This is a genomic window from Futiania mangrovi (assembly GCF_024158125.1).
GTDB classification, from domain to species: domain Bacteria; phylum Pseudomonadota; class Alphaproteobacteria; order Futianiales; family Futianiaceae; genus Futiania; species Futiania mangrovi.
Genome location: NZ_JAMZFT010000001.1, coordinates 201,781 through 223,975, shown reverse-complemented (window position 1 = coordinate 223,975; position 22,195 = coordinate 201,781). Strand labels below are relative to the sequence as shown.

Sequence of the window (22,195 nt, the reverse complement as noted above, 5' to 3'; positions counted from 1 at the left end):
GGATGTCCCAAATTTAGACATTCTACACCCCGTGTCAAGGATTGAAACACACAACGAAAAAGGGCGGCCGAAGCCGCCCTCTCCCGCACTGCCAGAATGGGCCCTGGCCCGAATGGCTCAGTTCTTGTCCTTGTCGACGAGCGCGTTCGCCTTGATCCACGGCATCATGCCGCGCAGGCGGGCCCCCACCTCCTCGATGGGATGGGCGTCGTTGAGGCGGCGCGTGGCCTTGAAGCTCGGCTGGCCGGCCTTGCACTCCAGCATCCAGTCGCGGGTGAAGCGGCCTGACTGGATGTCGTCCAGCACGCGCTTCATTTCCGCCTTCGTCTCCGGCGTGACGATGCGCGGACCGGTCTTGTACTCGCCGTACTCCGCCGTGTTGGAGATGGAGTAGTTCATGTTCGCGATGCCGCCCTCGTAGATCAGGTCAACGATCAGCTTCACCTCGTGCAGGCACTCGAAGTACGCCATCTCCGGGGCGTAGCCCGCCTCCGTCAGCGTCTCGTAGCCAGCGCGGATCAGCTCCACGAGGCCGCCGCAGAGCACCGCCTGCTCGCCGAAAAGGTCGGTCTCGCACTCCTCGCGGAACGTTGTCTCGATCACGCCCGAGCGGCCGCCGCCGATGGCTGAGGCATAGGACAGGGCGACGTCATGGGCATTGCCGGTCGCATCCTGCGCGATGGCGATGAGGCAGGGCACGCCGCCGCCGCGCTTGTATTCCGAGCGCACGGTGTGGCCCGGCCCCTTCGGCGCGATCATGATCACGTCGACGGTCGGCTTCGGCTCGATCAGGCTGAAATGGATATTGAGGCCGTGCGCAAACGCCAGCGCCGCGCCGTCGCGCAGGTTGGGGGCGATATGCTCGGCATAGATCTCGGCCTGCAGCTCATCCGGCGTGAGCATCATGATCACGTCGGCCCACTTCGCCGCATCGGCCACGGACAGGACCTTGAGCCCCTCGCCCTCGGCCTTCTTGGCGGACGCCGAACCGGGCCGCAGCGCGATGGCGACGTCCTTGACGCCGGAATCGCGCAGGTTCAACGCGTGTGCATGGCCCTGGCTGCCGTAGCCGACGATCGCGACCTTCTTCCCCTTGATCAGGTTCAGGTCCGCATCCCGGTCGTAATAAACGCGCATTCGTTTCTGTCTCCTTTGGTCTGTAGGGTCGGTGTCGGCTGTCAGGACCGGCCAGAACGGGGCCGCGTCAACTCAGTCCCCAGCCATAGTACTGGTAAGCCTGCTGGAACGGGGCGAGCGTGTCTTCCTCGGCGATCACCCGGACGAACGCCGGGATCGAGAAGACTGCCGCGAGATAATTTGCAAGCCGCGGATAGTTCGCGCGGTCGACGCGCACGCCGGCCAGCAGGCCTGCGCGCAAGCTGGCCCCGATCGAGATATCCGCGATCGACAGGCCGCCGCACAGGAAGCCGGTTTCCGGCAGCGCCACTTCGAGGCGCTGCAGCAGCGAAGGAACCTCCACGCTCAACGCCTGCTGCACCACAGCCTCGTCGGAGGGCTGGCCGAGGTGAAGCTGGCGGATGACCCGCTGGAAGAACACCCGGCCCGACATAGCCATCAGAAGCTCGTTGTTGGCGAAGACATGGGCCTGGGCGGCCTGCTCCCGCGCGGGCGACACCGACGGCAACAGCGGCACGCCGGGATAGGTCCGCTCCAGGTGGGCGAAGATGTCGACCGCGTTGGTCATTGCCGCGGCACCGTCGCGCAGGACGGGTACACGCCCCGAGGGATTGAGCTGCGCCAGCCGGTCACGGTCGGCGTACGGGTCCAGGGGATCGTAGGAGTAGGCGAGGCCCTTGACCTCCAACGCAACCCGAACCTCACGCACTGCCGGCGAGTAATGGAACCCGTACAACTCGATCATCTGAACTTCTCTCCTTGCGAAGCCGTCTTCATGTCCACCAGGGGCTCTACGCCCCGCTTGATGGCCACGACCCCGGTCCGCGCGACATCGTTCAGGCCGAGAGGACGCATCAGAGTGACGAATGCGTCGATCTTCGAGGTTGCTCCCGTCAGCTCGAACACGAAGCTCTCGTGGGTCGTATCGACCACGCGGGCCCGGAACGCATCCGCAAGGCGCAGAGCCTCGACCCGCTTGTCGCCCGTCGAGCGCACCTTCACCAGAGCCAGCTCGCGCTCCAGCGACGGCCCCTCGATCGTGAGGTCGATGACCGTATGCACGGGAACGAGCCGGTCGAGCTGGTTCTTGATCTGCTCGATGACCATCTCGGTCCCGCTTGTCACAATCGTAATACGGGAAAGGTTCTTTGCCGAATCAACTTCTGCGACGGTCAGGCTCTCGATGTTGTAGCCGCGCCCGGAAAACAGGCCGATGACGCGGGCCAGCACGCCGGACTCGTTGTCGACGAGAACGGCGATGGTATGTTGCCGGATGGGTTCTGGCGCTCTCATGGCGGTATCCCCTGCCCCCTCGCGCGGGGCTTATAGCCCAATGCCCGCGCGTCTGAAAAAGAACAAATGACGTGAATGCCCGTTCCTGCGGAATGGCGAGCCAGCCGGAGCAGCCGGCCTTTCCGCTCCGCAGGGCAGGCGCGTCGGACGGTGTCAGACGAGGATCTTTCCTTCCTCGTCGATCTCGGTGCGCTCCTCGTCGTCGGCGCCGAGGATCATCTCGTTGTGCGCCTTGCCGGAGGGGATCATCGGGAAGCAGTTCTCCTGCTGGTCGACGAGACAGTCGAACACCACGGGCCGGTCTGTCACGGCCAGCATCTCGGCGATCTTGTCGTCGAGCGTGGCCGGATCCTCCGCCCGGATGCCGACGCCGCCAAAGGCTTCGGCCAGCTTCACGAAGTCGGGCAGCGCCGCCGAATAGCTCTCCGAATAGCGCCCGCCATGCAGCAGTTCCTGCCACTGGCGCACCATGCCCATGTACTGGTTGTTCAGGATGAACACCTTCACGGGCAACCGGTACTGGACCGCCGTCGCAAGCTCCTGGATGTTCATCAGGATCGAGGCCTCGCCCGCGATGTCGATCACGGTCGCATCCGGGTGCGCGATCTGCACGCCGATGGCCGCCGGCAGGCCGTAGCCCATGGTGCCGAGGCCGCCGGAGGTGAGCCAGCGGTTCGGCTCCTCGAAGCCGTAGAACTGCGCTGCCCACATCTGATGCTGCCCGACCTCGGTCGAGATGTAGCTGTCGCGGCCCTTCGTGGCCTCGTAGAGGCGCCGGATCGCGTACTGCGGCTTGATGACGCTGCCGTTCTGCCGGAACGCCAGGCAATCGCGCGCCCGCCAGCCTTCGATCTGCTTCCACCAGGCTGCAAGCGCCTTCTTGTCGGGCTGGACGGCTTCGGACCGGTAGATGCGCAGCATGTCCTCGAGAACGTGGGCCACGTCGCCGACGATCGGCACGTCCACGCGGACGTTCTTGTTGATCGAGGACGGATCGATGTCGACGTGGATCTTCTTCGAGTGCGGCGCGAAGGCGTCCAGACGCCCCGTCACGCGGTCGTCGAAGCGCGCCCCGATGCAGATCATCAGGTCGCAGTCGTGCATCGCCCAATTGGCCTCGTAGGTGCCGTGCATGCCGAGCATGCCCAGCCACTGCTTGTCCGAGGCCGGATAGGCGCCGAGCCCCATCAGCGTCGATGTGATCGGGAAGCCCGTCGCGCGCACAAGCTCCCGCAGCAGATGGCTCGCCTCCGGGCCCGAGTTGATGACGCCGCCGCCGGTGTAGAAGATCGGCCGCTTCGCCTCCGCGATCAGGCGGACCGCCTCGCGGATCTTGTCCAGGTCGCCCTTGACGCGGGGCTGGTAGGAGCGGTGCTTGATGTTCTGCGGCCCGGTGTAGCGGCACTTCGAGAACTGCACGTCCTTGGGGATGTCGACGACGACCGGGCCGGGACGCCCGCTTGTCGCGACGTAGAACGCCTCGTGCAGCGTACGCGCGAGCGCGTCAGGCTCCCGCACCAGCCAGTTGTGCTTGGTGCAGGGGCGCGTGATGCCGACGGTGTCCGCCTCCTGGAAGGCGTCGTTGCCGATCAGGTGCGTCGGCACCTGCCCGGTCAGGCAGACGATCGGGATCGAATCCATCAGCGCATCCGTCAGACCCGTGACCGCATTGGTCGCGCCGGGGCCGGAGGTGACGAGGACGACGCCAGGCTTGCCGGTCGCGCGCGCATAGCCCTCTGCGGCATGCACGGCACCCTGTTCGTGCCGGACGAGGATGTGGCGGATCGAGTTCTGCTTGAACAGCTCGTCGTAAATGGGAAGTACCGCGCCGCCGGGATATCCGAACACCACCTCGACACCCTGGTCGACAAGGGCCTTCAGAACGGCTTCTGCTCCGGTCATTTCCTGCGCGGACATGGTCGCGATTTCCTTCCTCGATCAGCTTGCGAACCTTCGGACCGGATTCGGCCCTCAGGGAACTTCCAACGCAACAAAAAGATCAGGCGGCCTGGTTTCCCAAACCGCCATGCGGTTGCCTCGCGACAGCCTGGCCTCGCGACGGCGGCGGCACGCTAGCCCCGACGCTTCATGGGGTCAACCCGTTTTCGCAAAGAAAGTGAAAGATAAGGGCTATCCTTTTGTCATTTTCTTTCTCAACAAGCGCACTCCACGCAATCATCTGAGTGCGCGCCCAGGTCATCTGGCGCTTGGCGTAGCGGCGGGAAGCGGTCTTGGCCGCGGCCGCCGCGTCGGCGCACGAAACCTCGCCGCGCAGGTGGGCCAGAAGGTCTGGCACACCGAGCGCACGCATGGCCGGAAGCTCGGGGGAAAGGTTCTGGGCGCCAAGCGCCCGCACCTCCTCCAGCGCGCCCGCCGCCATCATCGCGTCGAAGCGCGCGTCGATGCGGGCGTAGAGCCAGTCGCGCGGCGGCGTCAGCACGACCGGCACGGTGCGCGACAGCGGCAGACGCGGGGCTGCGGCGGCGGCCTGCCAGGCGGCGAGCGGACGGCCCGTCGCCTCGAGCACCTCCCACGCGCGCACGATGCGCTGCCCGTCGCCTGGGCGGATCGACGCCGCGGCTTCGGGATCCCGCACAGCGAGTTCGGCGTGCATGGCTACGGACCCAACCGCCGCCAGCCGCGCGCGCGCCGCCTCCCGCACGGCGGGCGGAATGGCCGGGATCTCGGACAGCCCCTCGGTCAGCGCCTTGAAATAGAGTCCTGTGCCGCCGACGATCACGGCCATGCGGCCCTCGGCCTCGAGCCGGTCGAGCACAGCGCCCGCGTCCCGCAGCCACTGGCCCGCCGAATAGGCGACCGATGCCGGGACATGACCGAAGAGATGATGCGGGATGCCGCGCCGCTCGTCTTCTGCCGGCTGTGCGGAGAGGATCGGCAGGTCGCGGTAGACCTGCATGGAGTCGGCGTTGACGACGTCGGCGCCGAGACGTTCTGCGACCGCCACCGCCAGCGCCGTCTTGCCGCTGGCGGTGGGCCCCGCGATCAGGACCGCGGAAGGCCGTTGCCCGCCTCCTCCGGCTTGTGCACCTTCCGTCATGTACCCATCCGCCGCCATCGGGGTTCCGCCCTCACCATATCAACTTCCCCCTTGCCCTGAAGGGGGCGGGAGGCGATGTAGGCGCGGGTTTTTCTGGCGAAGGTTTCCTGTCCATGTCACAGACCGCATCGCGCGCAGATCACGTCCTGGTTCTGACCTGCGCCTCCTCGATGCCCGCGCTCGATGCGGACGTTCTGCGCGCGGTCGCAGGGCACACGGGGGCGGCTGCGCTGGCCGCACCGGCCTGGCTTGCCGACGGCGTCGCGGCGGAGATGGGCATCCTCGCCGACGATACGGACGCGGTCCTTGCGGCGGTGCGCGAGGCGCTCTCCGGCCTGCCCGTCGACGCGAACGCGGTGCCTGCGGACGGGCGGCGCAAGAAACTGCTCGTGGCCGACATGGACTCCACCCTGATCGAGAACGAGTGCATCGACGAACTGGCCGACGTGGCCGGGATCGGCGCGCATGTCGCGGCCATCACGGAACGGGCGATGCGCGGCGAACTGGATTTCGAGGCCGCACTGACCGAGCGGGTCGGCCTGCTGAAGGATCTGCCGGTCGGCGCGCTGGAAGACACCTACCGCAGCCGCATCCGCTTCATGGCAGGCGCGCGCTCGCTGGCGCAGACGATGGCGCGCAACGGTGCGCATACGGTGATCGTGTCCGGCGGCTTCACCTTCTTCACCGAACGGGTCGCCGCGTACCTGGGATTTGCGGAGAACCTCGCCAACCGGCTGGAAACCGCCGACGGGCGCCTGACGGGGGCCGTCATTCCGCCGATCCTGGGCCGTGCGGCGAAGCGTGCGACGCTGATTTCCACCCGTGACCGGCTCGGCCTCGCGCCGCACCAGACGCTTGCCGTCGGCGACGGCGCGAACGACCTGGAAATGCTCGCCCACGCGGGCTTCGGCGTCGCCTACAGGGCCAAGCCCATCGTGGCAGAGGCCGCCGCGATCCGCATCGATCACGGCGACCTCACGTCGCTTCTGTATCTTCAGGGATACCGCACGGACGAGATCGCCGCCGGCTGACCGGCGGCGCGCCTGCACGCCCCCTACTTGTCGAGCCGCACGGCGACGAAGCGCAAATCGCCGCCGCGGTTCAGCAGCAGCAGGATGGACTTGCGCTCGCCCGCCTTCGTCTCCTCGACGAGACGCGCGACATCGGCGGGGGATGAGACTTCCTGCTGCGCCACCTCGACGATCACGTCGCCCGGACGGATGCCCTTCTCGGCGGCGGCGCTGTCCCCTGCCACTTCGGAGACGAGCACACCCGTCACCTCTACGGGCACGGAGAACTGGGTGCGCGCCTCCTCGGTCAGGGGGCTGAGCGTCAGGCCGAGCGCGGAAACGGTCTGTTCCGCCGACGGCACCTCGGAACCTGCAGCCGCCGCGGCCGGCTCCTCGGCTTCTTCGAGGCGCCCCACCCGAACCTGCAGCGTGCGCGTCTCCCCCTGGCGGATGACATCGACGTCGACAGTCTTGCCCACCTGCGTCTCGGCGACGATGCGCGGAAGTTGACGCATTTCCAGCACGTCCTTGCCGTCGAAGGAGACGATGACGTCGCCCGGCTCGATGCCGCCTTCGGCAGCCGGGCCCCCGTCGCTCACGCCTGCCACGAGCGCACCGCGCGCCCGGTCGAGGCCGAGGCTCTCGGCGATCTCGTCGGTCACGCTCTGGATCCGCACGCCGAGCCAGCCGCGGCGCGTTTCGCCGAACTCGCGCAGCTGCGAGACGACCGATTGCGCGATCGACGACGGGATGGCGAAACCGATGCCGATCGAGCCGCCGCTCGGCGAGATGATCGCCGTGTTCACCCCGATCACCTCGCCGTTCATGTTGAACAGCGGACCGCCGGAGTTGCCGCGGTTGATCGCCGCGTCGGTCTGGATGAAATCGTCGTAGGGACCAGCGTTGATGTCGCGGTTGCGGGCCGAGATGATGCCCACAGAGACCGATCCGCCCAGCCCGAAGGGGTTGCCGATGGCCATCACCCACTCGCCGACGCGCGACGCGTCCGAATCGCCGAAGGACACGGAGACGAGCGGCTCTTCCGGCTCGACCTTCAGAAGCGCGAGGTCGGTCTTGGGGTCTGTGCCCACCAGTTCCGCAGGAAGCGTCCTGCCGTCTGCGAAATTGACCTCGATCTCGTCGGCGCCCTCGATGACGTGGTTGTTCGTCACGATGTAGCCGCTCGCGTCGATCACGAAGCCGGAACCCAGCGACTGCACGCGGCGGGGTTGTCCGTTGCCGCGCTGCTGACGGTCGAAGAAGTCCTTGAAGAACTCTTCGAACGGGGTGCCGGGGGGGAACTGCGGCATCGGAATATCCGGCCGCTGGCTCTGCACCGTCTGCGACGTCGCAATGTTAACGACCGCCGGGGACAGCTGCTCGGCCAGGTCTGCGAAGCTTTCCGGCACGCCGCGCTGGGCATAGACGGGGTGGACAGTCCCCGCGGCCACGGCCGCGGCGCCGATAAGCGCGAGCCCGAGTCCTGCCCCTCGAACCGCCTTGAAGAATCGTCCTGTGATCATGTGTCGAACCTGCCTTCGCTTGTCTGTTCCGCGCGTCCGGCGATGCCTTGTCTGCCCTGCAGTCTGCCGAAGCACCAGGAGCGGTCCTCTGCCAGACCAAGGTGGAACGACCGCGCCACTCAGGCAACTGTCATCCCCCAGGATCCGCATGCCGCGGAGGAATGGCTAATGAGCGCATGTGGCCAAAACGTGGGCAGAAACCGGAAAGATCGTGCACGCGCGACAGCGCACATCAGCTGCGCACGACCCACACCAGTGCCAATCCCGCGAACGCGACGCCCAGTCCGATCCGGCGAATCGTCTGTTCCGGCGTGGCCGCCACAACCTCGATCACGCGCCGGGGCAGGCCGGGAAACAAGGCGTAGAGCACCCCTTCCAGCACGAGCATCAAACCGAAGGCGGCGACGAGATCGCTCATCGCCGCCCCCGGTCATGTCCACGTCTCCTCTTGGGCGCTGCCGGCCTCATTTCGGTGCGCTGAGGCCGCTGCCTTCACCGCTCAGCGACCCAAAATACCGAAAGAACTGGGAATCCGGCGACAGGACGAATGTGGTCGTGTCGTCGCCCATCGCCTGCCGGTAGGCCTGCATCGAGCGGTAGAACGTGAAGAACGTGGGATCCTGGCTGTACGCCTCGGCGAAGATGCGGTTGCGCTCCGCATCGCCCTGGCCGCGCAGGATGTTGCCGTCGCGTCGCGCCTCGGCGAGCAGGACGGTCGCCGTACGGTCGGCGCGGGCGCGGATCCGGCGGGCTTCCTCCTCACCTTCCGAACGGGCCGACTGGGCCTCGCGCTCGCGCTCGGTGCGCATCCGCGCGTAGATCGATTCGGAGATCGTGGTCGGCAGGTCGGCACGCCGGATCCGCACGTCGAGGATGTTGATGCCGAGCGACTTCGCCTCCGTGTTCACGCTTTCCTGTATGGCGAGCATGAGTTGCGCGCGCTCTCCCGACAGCACCGAGAAGAGGTCGGAGCGGCCGATCTGCCCGCGCAGGCTGGAGTTCAGGATCGTCTCGAGCCGCGAGCGCAGCGCCAGCTCCGTCCGCACCGTCTGGTAGAACAGCAGCGGGTCGACGATCCGGTAGCGCGCGAAGGCGTCCATCAGGACGCGCTTCTTGTCGGCGGTGATGACCTCCTCCTCCTGCGTCTCGACCATGAGGACGCGCTTGTCGATGAACTCGACATTGTCGACGAAGGGCATCTTGAACTTCAGGCCCGGTTCCCTGATCGGTTCGCCGATGATGCGGCCGAAGCGCAGCACCAGCGCCTGCTCCGTCTCGCGCACGGTGAACAGCGCGCTCGACGCGACGATCAGCACCGCGATGATGAGGCCGATGATAATCCCTGTGCGGGTCATGTCGTTTCTCCCCTCTCGCGGCGATCAGTTGGACGTGCCGGCGCGCGGCGTGCGGCGCTGAAGCTCGGGCAGCGGCAGGTAGGGAAGGACCCCCTGCCCCTCGCCGGGCGCCTGGTCGATGATGACCTTCTGCTTGCCCGCCAGCACGTCTTCCATTGTCTCCAGGAACAGGCGTTCCGTGGTGATGTCCTGCGCCTTGCGGTACTCCTCGAGGATGTCGAGGAAGCGCTGCGCCTCGCCCTGCGCGTCGGCGACGACCTGCTCGCGATAGCCTTCCGCGCCCTGGCGGATCTGCTCCGACTGGCCGCGCGCCTCGGGGATCACGCGGTTGGCGTAGGCCTCGGCCTCGTTGCGCAGGCGCTGCTGGTCCTGGCGCGCCGCCTCGACGTCGCGGAAGGCGTCGATGACCTGCGCCGGCGGGTCCACCTTCAGAAGCTGGATCTGCGCCACCTCGATACCCGCGCCATAGTCGTCGAGCGTGCGCTGCGCGCCCTCGCGCACGGCCTGCTCGACCTCCTGGCGGGCCTCGGTTAGGATCGGCTCGATCTCGCTGCGGCCGATCACCTCGCGCATGACGGATTCGGCGACCGCCTTCACCGTGCCGGCCTGGTCGGCGACGTTGAACAGGTACTGGCCCGCGTCCTTGATGCGCCAGAAGATCGCAAAGTCGATGTCGACGATGTTGGCGTCGCCGGTCAGCATCAGGCTTTCCTGCGGCATGTCGCGGACGAGGTCGCTGCGCCCCTGCTCGGCGCCGGAGACATAGCCCACGTCGATGCGGTTCACGCGCGTGACCGTCGGGGTCAGCACCGTCTCCACCGGAGTCGGCAGCTTCATGTGCAGGCCGGGCGCCGACGTGCGGTTGTACTCGCCGAAGCGCAGCACGACGCCCTGCTCGTCGGCCTGCACGCGGTAGAAGAAGATGTTCGCCTGCCCGATGAAGTCGAGCGCGACAAGGCCCGCAATGGCGACGAGCGCGATGATCGGCCAGCTCTTCTTGCCGCCGCCGCCGCCCATGCCGCCGGGCAGCGCGCGCTTCAGCTTCTCCTGCCCCTGCCGGATCAGGTCGTCGAGGTTCGGGGGCTGCGGCCCGCCGCCACCCGGCCCGCCGCCGCCGCGCGGTCCCTGTCCCCAGGGACCCTGGCCGCCACCGCCGCCATGGCCGTTATCGCCACCGCCGCCCCAAGGGCCTCCGTTGCCTTGATTCCAGGGCATGAAGACGCCCCTCCCCTCTCTGTTGACTCTGATCGATAAACCTTGCGGGCCATATAGCGTCACGGGGACGTTTTCCCAAGGGGGGCAGGCACCGAAAGTTCAACCGCCGCGATCGCTTGCAGCGCTTTCCGCAGGCCGTGTGCGCTCCAGCGTCTCGAACACCATCGCGGGCTCGCCGCCGGACGCGGGCACCTCGCGGCGATCGGTGACGGCCCACTCGGCCGGATCGAGCGGCGGGAAATGCGTGTCCCCGTCCGGCCAGAGCGCCACGCGCGTCAGGTGGATGCGGCCCGCGAACGGCAGCGCCGCCCGGTAGAGCGCGCCACCGCCGATCACCGCGATCTCGTCCATGCCGTCGCGGCGGGCGATCTCGCGGGCGCGGTCGAGCGCACCCTCCAGTGTGGCGAAGCACTCCACCCCCTCCGGCCAGTCGGTGCGGGTCGCCGAGACGACGAGCGAGGTGCGTCCCGGCAAGGGCTTGCCGATGCTCTCGAACGTGCGGCGCCCCATCACCATCGGCTTGCCCATGGTCATGGCGCGAAAATGCTTCAGATCCGCCGGCAGGTGCCAGGGCAGACCGCCCTCGGCCCCGATCACGCCGTTTTCCGCGACCGCGACGACCAGCGTCACGACCGGCTGGGCTGCGTTCGCCATGCGTCAGACCGCGACCGGCGCGGGGATGGCCGGATGCGGGTCGTAGCCCACGATCCGGATGTCGTCGTAGGTGAAGGCGAAAAGGTCGGTGACGTCCGGGTTCAGCTCCAGCCGCGGCAGGGCGCGGGGGGAGCGCATCAGCTGAAGCTCCGCCTGCTCGATGTGATTGAGATAGAGGTGCGCGTCGCCGAAGGTGTGGACGAAATCGCCCGGCTCCAGCCCCGAGACCTGCGCCACCATGTGGGTGAGCAGCGCATAGGACGCGATGTTGAACGGCACGCCCAGGAACACGTCCGCCGAACGCTGGTAGAGCTGGCAGGAGAGCTTGCCGTCCGCCACGTAGAACTGGAAGAGGCAATGGCAGGGCGCGAGCGCCATGGCCGGAAGGTCCGCGACGTTCCACGCGCTGACGACGAGGCGGCGCGAATCCGGGTTGCGGCGGATCTCCGCCAGGATCTGGCCCAGCTGGTCGATCGTGCGCCCGTCGGGTGCGGGCCAGGCGCGCCATTGCCTGCCGTAGACCGGGCCGAGGTCGCCCGTCTCGTCCGCCCACTCGTCCCAGATCGTGACCTTGTTCTCCTTCAGGTAGGCGATGTTGGTGTCGCCCTTCAGGAACCAGAGAAGCTCGTGCACGATGGAGCGCAGGTGCAGCTTCTTCGTGGTGACGAGGGGGAAGCCCTCCGACAGGTCGAAGCGCATCTGGTGGCCGAAGACCGAGAGCGTGCCCGTGCCCGTGCGGTCTTCCTTGCGCGCGCCCTCCTTCAGGATCCGCTCCAGAAGCGCGTGATAGCTCTGCATCGCCGATTCCCCATCGCTGGCCCGCCGCCATTGTCGGCATCGTCGCGCCCCCGGTCAAAGCCGAACCGCGCGCGCCCTCTTCAACTGGCGGCCGATCCCGCCTATATAGGGTGTGCCGGAGGCATCCGGCTATGGCGATAAACGGGGCGTGGAATAAGCGGACCGGACCCGGGGGCAGTACCCGGCGCCTCCACCACAAGCCCGCGAACGTGTTGCTTCGCGGGCTTCTGATGGGGGCGAACCAGGATCGACGGACGTGTAAAGACGCATCTTTCGCCCGGCATGGTTCCGCCGTTATCGGGCCGTAAGCACAGTTGCGAATGACAACAATCGTGCACGGATGGCGATGGCTGCGTAATGCAGCCGGAGTGATCCACTCCTAAAGTCCACGGCTTGCACAAGCCGTGGCGGGGTCCGGAGGGCGCCTGGCAACAGAAGCCCTCCACTTCCCCTCTCCCTTCGTTTTTGCCTCTCCCGGCGCCCGTCCTGGCGCTGCTCCGGCTTTTTCAGCCGATCCGTGCAGCGCGCCTTTTCACGCAGCCGCTGCGCGGATATGGTGCCTCGGGCATGAGGGGTGATCGTCTCCCGCGTTCAGGAATGCAGCATGAGTGACCGGTTGCGCTACGACAGAATGGTTCAGGACGCCATGCTCGGCGTCGTGCGCCACGCATTGCGCGAGGTGGCCGAGGACGGCCTGCCGGGCGAGCATCATTTCTACATCACCTACGCAACGGGCGTGCCCGGCGTCGACATGCCGGCCCACCTGCGCGAGCGGTTTCCCGACGAGCTGACGATCGTCCTGCAGCACGAGTTCTGGGATCTGGAGGTGGGCGAGAACGCCTTCTCCGTCACGCTGAACTTCAACTCGGTGCCGGCACGCCTGACGATCCCGTTCTCCTCGATCATGCATTTCTACGATCCGAGCGTGAAGTTCGGCCTGCAATTCACCGTCGCCGTGCCCTGCGCGCCGGAGGCGCCGGTCTCTCCGGCAGGGAGCGCGCAGGAAAACCCGGACGCAAGCCCGGCACCTGCGGAGACGGGCGAGGATGCACGCGGCGAGGTCATCAGCCTCGACCAGTTCCGCAAGAAGACCTGAACAGGCCGGTGCGCGCCCCGCGCGGCGCGCATTCTTCCCCCACGCACGCGCACACTTGGCAGTGCGCCCGCCCCGCTGCTAAACGAACCCGCGACTCTCTTCTCCTGACGCGAGGACGCCCGACCCATGAGCAGCACCCGCACCGAAACCGACAGCTTTGGCGGCATCGACGTCCCGGCCGACAAGTACTGGGGCGCACAGACGCAGCGGTCGATCCAGAACTTCCCGATCGGCGGCGAGCGGATGCCGATCCCGGTCGTGCGCGCACTGGGCGTCATCAAGCAGGCCGCCGCGCGCACCAATGCCGCGCTCGGCAATCTCGACGGCGACGTCGCCAAGGCCATCGATGCTGCCGCGCAGGAGGTGATCGACGGCAAGCTCGACGACAATTTCCCGCTGGTCGTCTGGCAGACGGGATCGGGCACCCAGTCGAACATGAACGCGAACGAGGTCATCTCGAACCGTGCGATCGAGATCATGGGCGGCACGCTCGGCACCAAGTCGCCAGTTCATCCCAATGACCATGTGAACCGGGCGCAATCGTCGAACGACACCTTCCCCACGGCCATGCACGTCGCGGCCGTGATGGAGATCCATGACCGCCTCATTCCCGGCCTGAAGCACCTGCACGCGGCGCTGGAGGAGAAGGCGAAGTCCTTCGCCGGCATCATCAAGATCGGCCGCACGCATACGCAGGACGCAACCCCCCTGACGCTGGAGCAGGAATTCGGCGGCTATGCCACCCAGGTCGCCTATGGCATTGCGCGCATCGAGCGGTCGCTCGACGGCCTCCTGGCGCTCGCTCAGGGCGGCACGGCGGTCGGCACCGGCCTCAACGCGCCCGTCGGCTTCGCCGAGAAGATCGCCGCCGAGATCGCGAAGATCACGGGCTATGCGTTCCGCACGGCGGAGAACAAGTTCGAGGCGCTGGCCGCCCACGACGCGGTCGTCGACATGTCTGGCGCGGTGAACACGGTCGCCGCCTCGCTCTTCAAGATCGCCAACGACATCCGCCTGCTGGGCTCGGGCCCGCGCTCGGGCCTGGGCGAGTTGTCGCTGCCGGAGAACGAGCCCGGTTCGTCCATCATGCCGGGCAAGGTCAACCCGACCCAGTGCGAGGCGCTGACGCAGGTCTGCTGCCAGGTGTTCGGCAACCACACCGCCGTCACGGTCGCCGGCAGCCAGGGACATTTCGAGCTGAACGTCTACAAGCCGGTGATGATCTACAATCTGCTGCAGTCGATCCGCCTGATCGGGGACGCCGCGCGTGCCTTCACCGACAATTGCGTCGTGGGCATCGAGGCCAATCGCGACAACATCCGCGTGCTGATGGAGCGGTCGCTGATGCTGGTCACCGCGCTCGCGCCCAAGATCGGCTACGACAATGCGACGAAGGTGGCGAAGGAAGCGCACAAGCGCGGCACCACGCTGAAGGAGGAGGCGCTGCGCCTCGGCTTCGTCACGGAAGCGGAGTTCGACGAGGTCGTGCGCCCCGAGAAGATGATCGGTCCCGGCGCCTGACGGACGGGAAGTTGCCCGCGATGTCCCGGCCGGTAAAACGCTCGGTCTCCATCGCGGGCCACCGCACCAGCGTCGCGCTGGAGCCCGAGTTCTGGAACGCGGTCGATGCGCTCTGCGCGCGCGAGGGCCTGAGCCTCGCCGCCTTCGTCGCCCGCATCGACGGCGCCCGCGTGCGCGACGGATCGGACACCGGCCTTGCGGGTGCGCTGCGGCTCCACGTCCTGCACGCCGCCCGGCGCGGCGACATCCCCGCCGCGGACTAGCAGGCAGCGTCAGGGAGCGGCGGGATCGAGCGGTGCGCGCAGGCTCATGCCGGACGCGCTGCGCACCTCGACCGCGCCCCGCAGCGCCCCGGTCCTGGGAACCAGCAGCGCGGTCATGCGGGCAGTTGCCCCCGCGCGTTCGGCGACGATGTCTCGCAGCAGCAGGCGCGCCCCCGCGAGACTGATCTCACCTGACAGCCGGTCGAAGACCAGGCCGCCGTCCTGCTGGAACTCCGACGCGATCGGCGGCAACGCGCCGAGGCCGTCGAGGCGCCCGGCCCCCGCGACCAAAGCCAGTTCCCCCGTCGGCTCGCTCAGGCCACCCGTCTCCGTGAGGATGCCCGAGACCTCACCGGACAGGTCGCCTTCGGCGTGCAGGTCGAGCGGGGTCAACCGCGCGAGGATGCCGTCCAGCGGTACACCGGCGATGTTCAGGGCGATGCGCGCGACCGGCTCCTCGCCCGTCCCACCCGGCACCAGGCCGCCTGAGAAGGCAAGCTGCCCCCCCGCCCCGGCCTCCGCGTCCAGGCGGCTGAGCGTCAGCGCGCGCCCGGTGAGGTCGGCATCGAGCGTCACCGTCCGCAACGCCATCCCGGCGAGCGTCAGCCGGCCGATCGCGCCTTCGAGGTGCAGCGCCGCGTAGGGAAGCCGCTCGACGCCCGCAAGCAGCTTCGGCAGATGCCCGAGCAGCGCGCGCGCATCGGTTTCCTGTACCGTGCCGCCATCGAGGACGATCCCCAGTTCCCCCTCGGCCAGCGTCGCCGATCCGGTAACCTCGCTCGCCCCGAAGACAAGCCGGGCCTGGCCCAGCCGCATCGCGCCGTCGCCGCGGGTCAGCACACCTCCCAGCTGCCATGTGCCGTCTTCGGCCTGCGCCAGGACATCGGCGCGCTCCAGCGCGAGACGCTGCTGTCCGGCCCCGACGCCCCCCTCGCCCGCGACTGTCAGTCCGATCCCAGCGCCCGAGAGACGCAGGTCCAGCCGCCCCTCCGCATCCCACGCTGCCGACGCACTGACCGGTCTGCCCGACGCATCCGGCATCAGCGGGGTCAGGGCACCGAGATCGGCCGCATCCAGAACCTGCCGCACCTGCCCGCCGACCAGGCCATCGAGCGTTGCCGACAGGGCCGATACCCGGCCGTCCGCCATCTGCCCCACCGCATCGAGGGCCGCACCGGCCACCGTGCCTGACAGGCTGAGCGCCCCCTCGGCGTCGAGGGCCACGTCAAGCGACGCTGGAACATCCGGTCCCAGCCAGTCCGGCACCGCGAAGCCGGTGCCAGCCAGGTCGTCCGCGAGGTCCGGCGTCTCAAGCCGCCCCGTGACGGTACGGAGCCGTCCGTCGGCGGCGCCCGCCGTGCCGGAGAGGCGGCCGCCAGACGGCAGCGCCGCTACGGCCAGTTCGGCGCGGACAGCCGTTCCGGCGACGGCAAGCCGCGCATCCACGCCCGACAGCGAGACGGCCCCGAGCCGCACCTCGGCAGCGGCGACGTCGAGTTCGAGCGGACAGGTCCGCAAGGGCGCGGCCCATGCCTCCGCGGTGCCGGGCCATTCGCCCAGGCCATAGGCGTGAAGGGGAAGAACGGTCAGCGACAGCCTCGCCTCCATCCGGCAGCCGTCGGCATCGCGAACCCTGTGTCCCTCGCCCGCGACTGGCACGCCGTCAAGCTGACCCGAAACGGCGTGAACGCGCGTCTCGCCGGGGCGCCGTTCCAGCGAAAACCGCCCGGTGAACGTGCGCAACCGGTCCCCCGCCGCGTCCGGCAGCGCGATACCGGCCCATGCAAGCGTCTCGCGCAGCCGAAGGATCTGCAGATCGCCGTCGCCGCTGAACGCAAGCCGGTCCCCATCTGGAACGATCCGTCCGCTCAGGCCCAGACGGGCATCTCCCGGCAGGACTGCATGACCGCGGCTGAGCAGGATGAGACCATCCCGGATCTGCGCGCGCACATCCATGTCGCGCACCGTCCCGCGCGGCAGGATGACCCTGTCGGCCTCGATGGCGAGGGAAATCGGGACCCCCGTATCCATCCCCGAAACAAGGCGCGCCATGCCCTTCGAGGCGCGGCCCAGCGGGCGTGCATCGAACCGGCGCGCCGACAGCGCGAGCGTCAGCCCCGGCGCCGGGCCGCCGATCATGCGGGCCTCGCCGCGCAGCACCTGCCCGCCGACCGAGGCCTCCATCTCGCGCAGGACATGGCCGCCCTGTCCGGGCGCGACCGTAGCCGCGAAGGCCAGCGGCACCGGCTGCCCCTCGGCCGCAGCGAGCGCCGCCTCGCCGGAGATGCGGCCGCGAACGCCGTCGTGGGCGAGCGCACCGCTGAACTTCGCCGCCGCATCGGCATCGGCGAATTGCAGGCTCGCACGCACCGGCACCTCGCGCGCGCGCCCACGCACGGTCGCCTCCAGCGTCAAGGAGCCTGGAAGGCCGCCAACCCGAACCTCGCCCGTGAGCCGCGCGAGGCCTGTTTCGGGGTGCGTCTCGATGGTGCCGACGGGAATGTCTACCGCGTCCCGGCCACCGGTCATCGCGGCGAACTCGACCCGGCCGTCCTCAACCAGCACATCCGACAGCGCGGCGGGCAGCAGGTCCGGCGCCAGCCGCTCCGGCACCGCAACATCGCCCAGGCGCAGCACCGGCCGGTAAAGGCGCAGCCCCGAGAGGTCGAGCCGCCCGATCAGCAGGGGCATCACCCTCACACGCGCATCGAGCCGCTCGACCGTCATCGCACCGCGCCCCCCGGCACCCGCGATGCGCACCCCGGACGCGGAGAGCCGCGGCGCTGGCAGCAGCGACAGGTCGAGCGTACCGCCGATCTCGATGTCGAGGCCGGTGAGCGCCGACAGCACGAAGGCGACCCGCGGCCGTTCGGCCTGCCAGTCGACGAGACGCGGGCCCGCCAGGACCGCCGCCCCCGCGGCAAGGGCCAGCAACACGCCCGTGACGAGCGCCAGCCGCCCCCACGGACGCCGCTTCACGACCCCGGCCTTTCTCGGCTGCCCCCGGCTCACGGTTCGCTGGGAACGATCTTGCCCGGATTCATGATCCCCTGCGGATCGAGCGCCCGCTTGATCGCGGCCATGACCGGCACCGCGTCGGGCAGTTCCTCGCGCAGGTAGCCCATCTTGCCGTAGCCGACGCCATGTTCGCCGGTACAGGTGCCGTCCATGGCAAGCGCCCGGCGTACGAGGCGGTCGTTCAGTGCCTCCGCGCGCTCGAGCTCCTCCGGATCGTCCGGGTTGACGAGGATCGAGAGATGGAAATTGCCGTCACCCACATGGCCGACCAGCGGCGCGACGAGCCCCGACTCCTCGATATCCAGCTTGGTCTCCAGAATGCACTCCGCCAGGCGCGATATCGGAACGCATACGTCCGTCGCCCAGCCCCGGCTTCCCGGCTTGAGCGCCTGGTTGGCGTACCACGCCTTGTGCCGCGCGTCCCAGAGGGCGCTGCGTTCCTCCTGCTCCGTGGCCCATCGGAACGGGCCGCCGCCGAAGTCCCTCGCGATCTCGCCGAACCGCTCGGACTGCTCCTTCACCCAGGCATCGGTGCCGTGAAACTCGAGGAAAAGCGTCGGCGCCACCTTGTAGTCGAAGCCCGCGTAGCGGTTCACCGAGGCAAGCTGGACCTCGTCGAGAAGTTCGATCCGCGCGACCGGCAGACCCATCTGGATCGTCGTGATCACGGCGTTGACGGCGCCTTCCATGTCCTGGAAGGGGCACACGCCGGCGGCCACCGCCTCGGGCTGGGGGTAGAGGCGCAGCGTCACCTCGGTAATCACGCCCAAGGTTCCTTCCGAACCGACGAAGAGCCGCGTGAGGTCATAGCCCGCCGAGGACTTCCGTGCCCGGCGCGCGGTGTGCACGATCTTGCCGCTGGCCAGCACCGCCGTAACGCCCAGCACGTTCTCACGCATGGTGCCATAGCGCACGGCGTTCGTCCCGCTTGCCCGGGTCGCCGTCATGCCGCCGAGGCTTGCATCAGCACCGGGGTCGATCGGGAAGAACAGGCCCGTATCCCGAAGATAGGCGTTGAGCTGCTTGCGCGTGACGCCCGCCTCGACGGTGCAGTCCATGTCTTCCGCACCGACCCGGAGGATGCGGTCCATCTGGCCGAGGTCGATGCTGATCCCGCCCCTCAGCGCGGCGATGTGCCCCTCCAGCGACGTGCCGGTGCCATAGGGGATGACCGGCGTCCCGTGCCGGGCGCAAATGCGAACGATTTCCGCCACCTCCTCCGTCGTGCGGGGAAAGACGACGGCATCCGGGGCAGCGGTCGGGTGGAAGGATTCGTCGGTGCCGTGACGCTCCCGGATCGCCGCGTTCTGCGTCATTCGGCCGCCGAGGAGCGCCGCGAGTTCGGCCAGACATTCCGTTCCCGGATCGGAAAGTACGCTCATCGAAATGCCTCCTGGCAAGCACGGGCCGCCGCCGCAGCCGCCGAATTGTTTGTCATGCGCGCGCCCCCGGTCTTAAGTGTGGGTTCGGCCCCACATCCGGGCCCCAAAACACATGACAGCGTACACGGGTTGCAATGACTGCCAAAGACGACTTCCACTATCCTGCAGAGCCGATCGAGGTGGTACGCCTGAGCGTCCGTCCCGAATGGATCGATTACAACGGCCACATGAACGTCGCCTATTACCTGCTCGCGTTCGACAAGGCCACCGACCCGTTTTTCGACGAACTGGGCATCGGGGCGAAATCGGCAAGGGAGGACAGGGCCGGACCGTTTGCCTTGCAGAACCAGATCTTCTTCATGCGCGAGGTCAGGGAAGGCGATCCTTTACGCATCACGATCCAACTTATCGATCACGATGCGAAGAAGGTGCACTACTTCCTGAGCATGTACCATGCGGACAAGGGCTACCTCGCCGCCACGCTGGAGCAGATAACGGTGTTCGTCGACCTAAAGACACGCAAGACGCGCCCCTTCACGGAGGAGACCCGTATGAAGGTTGAGGCGCTGATGGCCGCGCACCGCGACCTGCCCCTGCCGCCGCAGGTCGGCGCACAGCTGGGAATCAGGCGGAAACCGGGGGCGTGATGAAAAAAGCTGTTGCTTGCCTTGGCCTGGCATTGCTGACGCTGCCCATTCTGGCGGGGGCGGCGATGGCGGACTGTACCGATCCGCCGCGGCCGGGCGCCGATTGGCGGCGTTGCGTGATGGACGGACGGGTCTTCGACGGAGCCGACCTGACCGGCGCCAACCTCCGCGACGTGCGGCTGAACCAGGCGAGCCTGCGAGAGGCCACGCTCGCCGGGATCGACGGCAGGCGCGCGCGCGCGTTGGGCTCCGATTTCACAGGTGCCGACCTTTCGGGGGCGAACATGACGGGGGCCGACCTGTCCCGCGCGGTATTCGCGGGCGCGACCCTGGTCGAGACGGACCTGCGCCGGACGAAGCTGTTTCGCGCAAACCTGCGGGATGCCGACCTGACAGGTGCAAGGCTCGACGGCGCCGATTTTCTCGGCGCCGACCTGTCCGGCGCCACCTGGACGGACGGCACGACGGTCTGCAGCGAAGGCTCCGTCGGCATCTGCGAGTGACGAGGGGCCAGAAGGAGGGACCGGCCGGGGGCGCATGCGCGACTATCTGAAAGCAGCGGCGGCCAAGCGCCTCTGGTGGGACCTGACGCACAGCACGCAACCGGTCGTCTGGCTCTATGCGCTTGCGCTCGGCACCGTGGCGGCTTATGGCGCGTTGCTCTTCTGGTGGTGCGTCTCCTTCCTGCAGACGCTGGCGTTCGGCGCGAACGAGGCGGCGCTCGCAACCGGTGCCGAGGCCCTGCCCGCGTGGCGCGTCGTGGCGGTGACGGCGGGCGGCGGTCTCCTCGTCGGGCTGATCCTGCGCTTCACCATCGAGGACCGGCGTATCCATGGCGTCGCCGATGTCATAAAGGCCCGCCTTCTGCGCCGCGCGAAGATGAGCCGCCGCATCGGGCTCATTAGCGCCCTGTGCAACGTGATCGCGCTCGGCTCCGGCTTCAGCATGGGCCGCGAGGGTCCGGTCGTGCACCTGGGCGCCACGCTCTCCACCCTCTTCGCGCGGCGGATCGGCCTTCCCCAGCGGGAGCGGCGCATCCTGCTGGGCTGCGGCGTCGCGGCGGCCGTGTCGGCCTCGTTCAATGCGCCGATCGCGGGCGTCCTGTTCGCGCTGGAGGTGGTGCTCGGCCACTACGCGCCCTCCGCCTTCGCGCCCATCGTGATCGCCAGCGTGATGGGCACGCTCGTCTCGCGCCTGCACCTCGGCAATGCGCACGTGTTCGAGGTGCCGATCTTCACCCTCCAGTCCTATTGGGAAATTCCCGCCTTCGCGCTGCTGGGGCTGGTGTGTGGCCTGGTCGCGATCGCCTTCACGCGCTCGATCTTCCTCGTGGAGGACGTCGCGGCACGCACGCGGGCCCCGATCTGGCTCAGGACCACGCTCGCCGGTGCGCTGGTCGGCGCGATCGCAACGCAGATGCCGCAGGTGCTCGGCGTGGGGTACGAGGCGGTCGGCCGCCTGCTGGAGGCGCCGCCCGGCTTCGTCATGCTGGTCGCCCTTGCGGCGGCAAAGACGGCGGCCACCGCGATCACGATCGGCGGACGTGCAGGCTCTGGCGTCTTCTCGCCCTCGCTCTATGTCGGGCTGGTGACGGGAACCGCCTTCTGGATCGTGGCGGCGGCCGCGTTTCCGCAGCTTGCGGGGCCGCATGGGCTCTACGCCCTGATCGGCATGGCGGCCGTCTCGGCGGCGGTGCTCGGCGCGCCGATCTCGACCACGCTGATCAGCTTCGAACTGACCGGCAACTACCAGGTCGCGATCTTCGCGATGATCGCGGCCTCGATCTCGTCGATGGCGATGCAGTATTTCGCGGGCTCGGGCTTCTTCCGCATGCAGCTTGTCCGCTCGGGCGTACCGGTGGAGGAGCCTCCGACGCGGATCGTGCTCGACGGCGTCACCGTGACCGACGTGATGCGCGAGGCGCCGGAGCTACCGCCCGGCATCGGCCTCAACGAGGATACCCCACGGATTGCCCCCGACGCATCGCTCGCCGCGGCGCTGGACCTGATGGAGCGGGAAAACCGCGAGGCCGTTTGGATCGTCGATCCCGACGAGCCGGAGCGGGCCATCGGCGTCGTTCGGCGCTCGGATGCCTACCGGACCCTTGCACGCGCCCTCCTCGATGCCCATGAAGAGGAACACCGCTAGGCGCGGCCGCGCAGCCAGTTGGCCGGATTTCGCCGCCGCCGGGGCCGACGCGGGCGTCCCCTTGCCCTATACTCATC

The 22,195-nt window shown here is 68.3% G+C and carries 20 protein-coding genes and 1 other RNA gene; 8 read left to right on the top strand and 13 right to left on the bottom strand.

Annotation, left to right across the window (positions count from 1 at the left end; translation table 11 throughout):
* Nucleotides 1-117: 117 nt before the first annotated feature.
* The 5 genes from ilvC to miaA form a co-directional block, all read right to left on the bottom strand.
* On the bottom strand, nt 118-1,137 hold the full coding sequence (ilvC, locus tag NJQ99_RS01045) for a ketol-acid reductoisomerase (RefSeq protein ID WP_269330948.1): 1,020 nt from the start codon (nt 1,135-1,137) through the stop codon (nt 118-120).
* Between the two features lie 67 nt (nt 1,138-1,204).
* The gene (locus tag NJQ99_RS01040; RefSeq protein ID WP_269330947.1) at nt 1,205-1,882 is read right to left on the bottom strand and encodes a glutathione S-transferase family protein; all 678 of its coding nucleotides are present in this window, start codon (nt 1,880-1,882) and stop codon (nt 1,205-1,207) included.
* Nucleotides 1,879-2,430 carry an acetolactate synthase small subunit gene (ilvN, locus tag NJQ99_RS01035; RefSeq protein WP_269330946.1) on the bottom strand — a complete coding sequence of 184 codons (552 nt, stop codon included), beginning with the start codon at nt 2,428-2,430 and terminating at the stop codon, nt 1,879-1,881. The genes NJQ99_RS01040 and ilvN overlap by 4 nt, the downstream gene beginning before the upstream one ends.
* 153 nt (nt 2,431-2,583) lie before the next feature.
* Nucleotides 2,584-4,347 carry an acetolactate synthase 3 large subunit gene (locus NJQ99_RS01030; protein WP_269330945.1) on the bottom strand — a complete coding sequence of 588 codons (1,764 nt, stop codon included), beginning with the start codon at nt 4,345-4,347 and terminating at the stop codon, nt 2,584-2,586.
* Between the two features lie 169 nt (nt 4,348-4,516).
* Nucleotides 4,517-5,488 (bottom strand): tRNA (adenosine(37)-N6)-dimethylallyltransferase MiaA, encoded by a 972-nt coding sequence (gene miaA / locus NJQ99_RS01025; RefSeq protein ID WP_269330944.1) that lies wholly within the window; start codon nt 5,486-5,488, stop codon nt 4,517-4,519.
* Between the two features lie 113 nt (nt 5,489-5,601).
* On the opposite strand from miaA, the gene serB reads away from it, so the two are divergent.
* A complete protein-coding gene (gene serB / locus NJQ99_RS01020) occupies nt 5,602-6,519 on the top strand; it encodes a phosphoserine phosphatase SerB (RefSeq protein WP_269330943.1) in 918 nt (305 codons plus the stop codon).
* A 23-nt stretch (nt 6,520-6,542) separates the two neighbouring features.
* Here the strand turns inward: serB and NJQ99_RS01015 are convergent, their stop codons facing one another.
* The 6 genes from NJQ99_RS01015 to NJQ99_RS00990 all read right to left on the bottom strand — a co-directional run bounded on the left by NJQ99_RS01015 (nt 6,543) and on the right by NJQ99_RS00990 (nt 12,043).
* Complete coding sequence (locus NJQ99_RS01015) at nt 6,543-8,021, bottom strand: DegQ family serine endoprotease (protein WP_269330942.1); 1,479 nt, start codon at nt 8,019-8,021, stop codon at nt 6,543-6,545.
* A gap of 232 nt (nt 8,022-8,253) precedes the next feature.
* A complete protein-coding gene (locus tag NJQ99_RS01010) occupies nt 8,254-8,439 on the bottom strand; it encodes a DUF2065 domain-containing protein (protein ID WP_269330941.1) in 186 nt (61 codons plus the stop codon).
* A 46-nt stretch (nt 8,440-8,485) separates the two neighbouring features.
* Nucleotides 8,486-9,376 carry a protease modulator HflC gene (hflC, locus tag NJQ99_RS01005; RefSeq protein ID WP_269330940.1) on the bottom strand — a complete coding sequence of 297 codons (891 nt, stop codon included), beginning with the start codon at nt 9,374-9,376 and terminating at the stop codon, nt 8,486-8,488.
* Nucleotides 9,377-9,400: 24 nt separating this feature from the next.
* Nucleotides 9,401-10,591: an FtsH protease activity modulator HflK gene (gene hflK / locus NJQ99_RS01000; protein WP_269330939.1), complete on the bottom strand. Its 1,191-nt coding sequence runs from the start codon at nt 10,589-10,591 to the stop codon at nt 9,401-9,403.
* Nucleotides 10,592-10,690: 99 nt separating this feature from the next.
* Complete coding sequence (locus NJQ99_RS00995) at nt 10,691-11,245, bottom strand: dihydrofolate reductase (protein ID WP_269330938.1); 555 nt, start codon at nt 11,243-11,245, stop codon at nt 10,691-10,693.
* A gap of 3 nt (nt 11,246-11,248) precedes the next feature.
* The gene (locus NJQ99_RS00990) at nt 11,249-12,043 is read right to left on the bottom strand and encodes a thymidylate synthase (RefSeq protein ID WP_269330937.1); all 795 of its coding nucleotides are present in this window, start codon (nt 12,041-12,043) and stop codon (nt 11,249-11,251) included.
* Nucleotides 12,044-12,118: 75 nt separating this feature from the next.
* On the opposite strand from NJQ99_RS00990, the gene ssrA reads away from it, so the two are divergent.
* The 4 genes from ssrA (at nt 12,119) to NJQ99_RS00970 (ending at nt 14,923) form a co-directional block, all read left to right on the top strand.
* Nucleotides 12,119-12,490: a transfer-messenger RNA gene (ssrA, locus tag NJQ99_RS00985) on the top strand.
* Between the two features lie 157 nt (nt 12,491-12,647).
* Nucleotides 12,648-13,139: an SspB family protein gene (locus NJQ99_RS00980; RefSeq protein ID WP_269330936.1), complete on the top strand. Its 492-nt coding sequence runs from the start codon at nt 12,648-12,650 to the stop codon at nt 13,137-13,139.
* Nucleotides 13,140-13,265: 126 nt separating this feature from the next.
* Nucleotides 13,266-14,660: a class II fumarate hydratase gene (fumC, locus tag NJQ99_RS00975; RefSeq protein ID WP_269330935.1), complete on the top strand. Its 1,395-nt coding sequence runs from the start codon at nt 13,266-13,268 to the stop codon at nt 14,658-14,660.
* A 20-nt stretch (nt 14,661-14,680) separates the two neighbouring features.
* Entirely contained in the window at nt 14,681-14,923 is a 243-nt protein-coding gene (locus tag NJQ99_RS00970; protein ID WP_269330934.1) for a ribbon-helix-helix domain-containing protein, read from the top strand.
* Between the two features lie 9 nt (nt 14,924-14,932).
* Here NJQ99_RS00970 and NJQ99_RS00965 read toward each other — a convergent pair whose 3' ends face one another.
* Nucleotides 14,933-17,902, bottom strand: coding sequence for an AsmA family protein (locus tag NJQ99_RS00965; RefSeq protein WP_269330933.1), 2,970 nt, complete (start codon nt 17,900-17,902; stop codon nt 14,933-14,935).
* Nucleotides 17,903-17,931: 29 nt separating this feature from the next.
* Complete coding sequence (locus NJQ99_RS00960; RefSeq protein ID WP_269330932.1) at nt 17,932-19,323, bottom strand: FAD-binding oxidoreductase; 1,392 nt, start codon at nt 19,321-19,323, stop codon at nt 17,932-17,934.
* A 134-nt stretch (nt 19,324-19,457) separates the two neighbouring features.
* Between NJQ99_RS00960 and NJQ99_RS00955 the strand changes: the two genes are divergently transcribed.
* The 3 genes from NJQ99_RS00955 to NJQ99_RS00945 are packed head-to-tail and all read left to right on the top strand — an operon-like array spanning nt 19,458 to nt 22,118.
* A complete protein-coding gene (locus NJQ99_RS00955) occupies nt 19,458-19,970 on the top strand; it encodes a thioesterase family protein (protein ID WP_269330931.1) in 513 nt (170 codons plus the stop codon).
* A complete protein-coding gene (locus tag NJQ99_RS00950) occupies nt 19,970-20,473 on the top strand; it encodes a pentapeptide repeat-containing protein (RefSeq protein WP_269330930.1) in 504 nt (167 codons plus the stop codon). The genes NJQ99_RS00955 and NJQ99_RS00950 overlap by 1 nt, the downstream gene beginning before the upstream one ends.
* A 34-nt stretch (nt 20,474-20,507) precedes the next feature.
* The gene (locus NJQ99_RS00945) at nt 20,508-22,118 is read left to right on the top strand and encodes a chloride channel protein (RefSeq protein WP_269330929.1); all 1,611 of its coding nucleotides are present in this window, start codon (nt 20,508-20,510) and stop codon (nt 22,116-22,118) included.
* Nucleotides 22,119-22,195 lie beyond the last annotated feature (77 nt).

Excerpts from the sequence above, each read along its gene's own strand:
- ilvC (WP_269330948.1), bottom strand. The coding sequence starts at position 1,137 with ATGCGCGTTTATTACGACCGGGATGCGGACCTGAACCTGATCAAGGGG.
- NJQ99_RS01040 (WP_269330947.1), bottom strand. The coding sequence starts at position 1,882 with ATGATCGAGTTGTACGGGTTCCATTACTCGCCGGCAGTGCGTGAGGTT.
- ilvN (WP_269330946.1), bottom strand. The coding sequence starts at position 2,430 with ATGAGAGCGCCAGAACCCATCCGGCAACATACCATCGCCGTTCTCGTC.
- NJQ99_RS01030 (WP_269330945.1), bottom strand. The coding sequence starts at position 4,347 with ATGTCCGCGCAGGAAATGACCGGAGCAGAAGCCGTTCTGAAGGCCCTT.
- miaA (WP_269330944.1), bottom strand. The coding sequence starts at position 5,488 with ATGACGGAAGGTGCACAAGCCGGAGGAGGCGGGCAACGGCCTTCCGCG.
- serB (WP_269330943.1), top strand. The coding sequence starts at position 5,602 with ATGTCACAGACCGCATCGCGCGCAGATCACGTCCTGGTTCTGACCTGC.
- NJQ99_RS01015 (WP_269330942.1), bottom strand. The coding sequence starts at position 8,021 with ATGATCACAGGACGATTCTTCAAGGCGGTTCGAGGGGCAGGACTCGGG.
- NJQ99_RS01010 (WP_269330941.1), bottom strand. The coding sequence starts at position 8,439 with ATGAGCGATCTCGTCGCCGCCTTCGGTTTGATGCTCGTGCTGGAAGGG.
- hflC (WP_269330940.1), bottom strand. The coding sequence starts at position 9,376 with ATGACCCGCACAGGGATTATCATCGGCCTCATCATCGCGGTGCTGATC.
- hflK (WP_269330939.1), bottom strand. The coding sequence starts at position 10,591 with ATGCCCTGGAATCAAGGCAACGGAGGCCCTTGGGGCGGCGGTGGCGAT.
- NJQ99_RS00995 (WP_269330938.1), bottom strand. The coding sequence starts at position 11,245 with ATGGCGAACGCAGCCCAGCCGGTCGTGACGCTGGTCGTCGCGGTCGCG.
- NJQ99_RS00990 (WP_269330937.1), bottom strand. The coding sequence starts at position 12,043 with ATGCAGAGCTATCACGCGCTTCTGGAGCGGATCCTGAAGGAGGGCGCG.
- NJQ99_RS00980 (WP_269330936.1), top strand. The coding sequence starts at position 12,648 with ATGAGTGACCGGTTGCGCTACGACAGAATGGTTCAGGACGCCATGCTC.
- fumC (WP_269330935.1), top strand. The coding sequence starts at position 13,266 with ATGAGCAGCACCCGCACCGAAACCGACAGCTTTGGCGGCATCGACGTC.
- NJQ99_RS00970 (WP_269330934.1), top strand. The coding sequence starts at position 14,681 with ATGTCCCGGCCGGTAAAACGCTCGGTCTCCATCGCGGGCCACCGCACC.
- NJQ99_RS00960 (WP_269330932.1), bottom strand. The coding sequence starts at position 19,323 with ATGAGCGTACTTTCCGATCCGGGAACGGAATGTCTGGCCGAACTCGCG.
- NJQ99_RS00955 (WP_269330931.1), top strand. The coding sequence starts at position 19,458 with ATGACTGCCAAAGACGACTTCCACTATCCTGCAGAGCCGATCGAGGTG.
- NJQ99_RS00950 (WP_269330930.1), top strand. The coding sequence starts at position 19,970 with ATGAAAAAAGCTGTTGCTTGCCTTGGCCTGGCATTGCTGACGCTGCCC.
- NJQ99_RS00945 (WP_269330929.1), top strand. The coding sequence starts at position 20,508 with ATGCGCGACTATCTGAAAGCAGCGGCGGCCAAGCGCCTCTGGTGGGAC.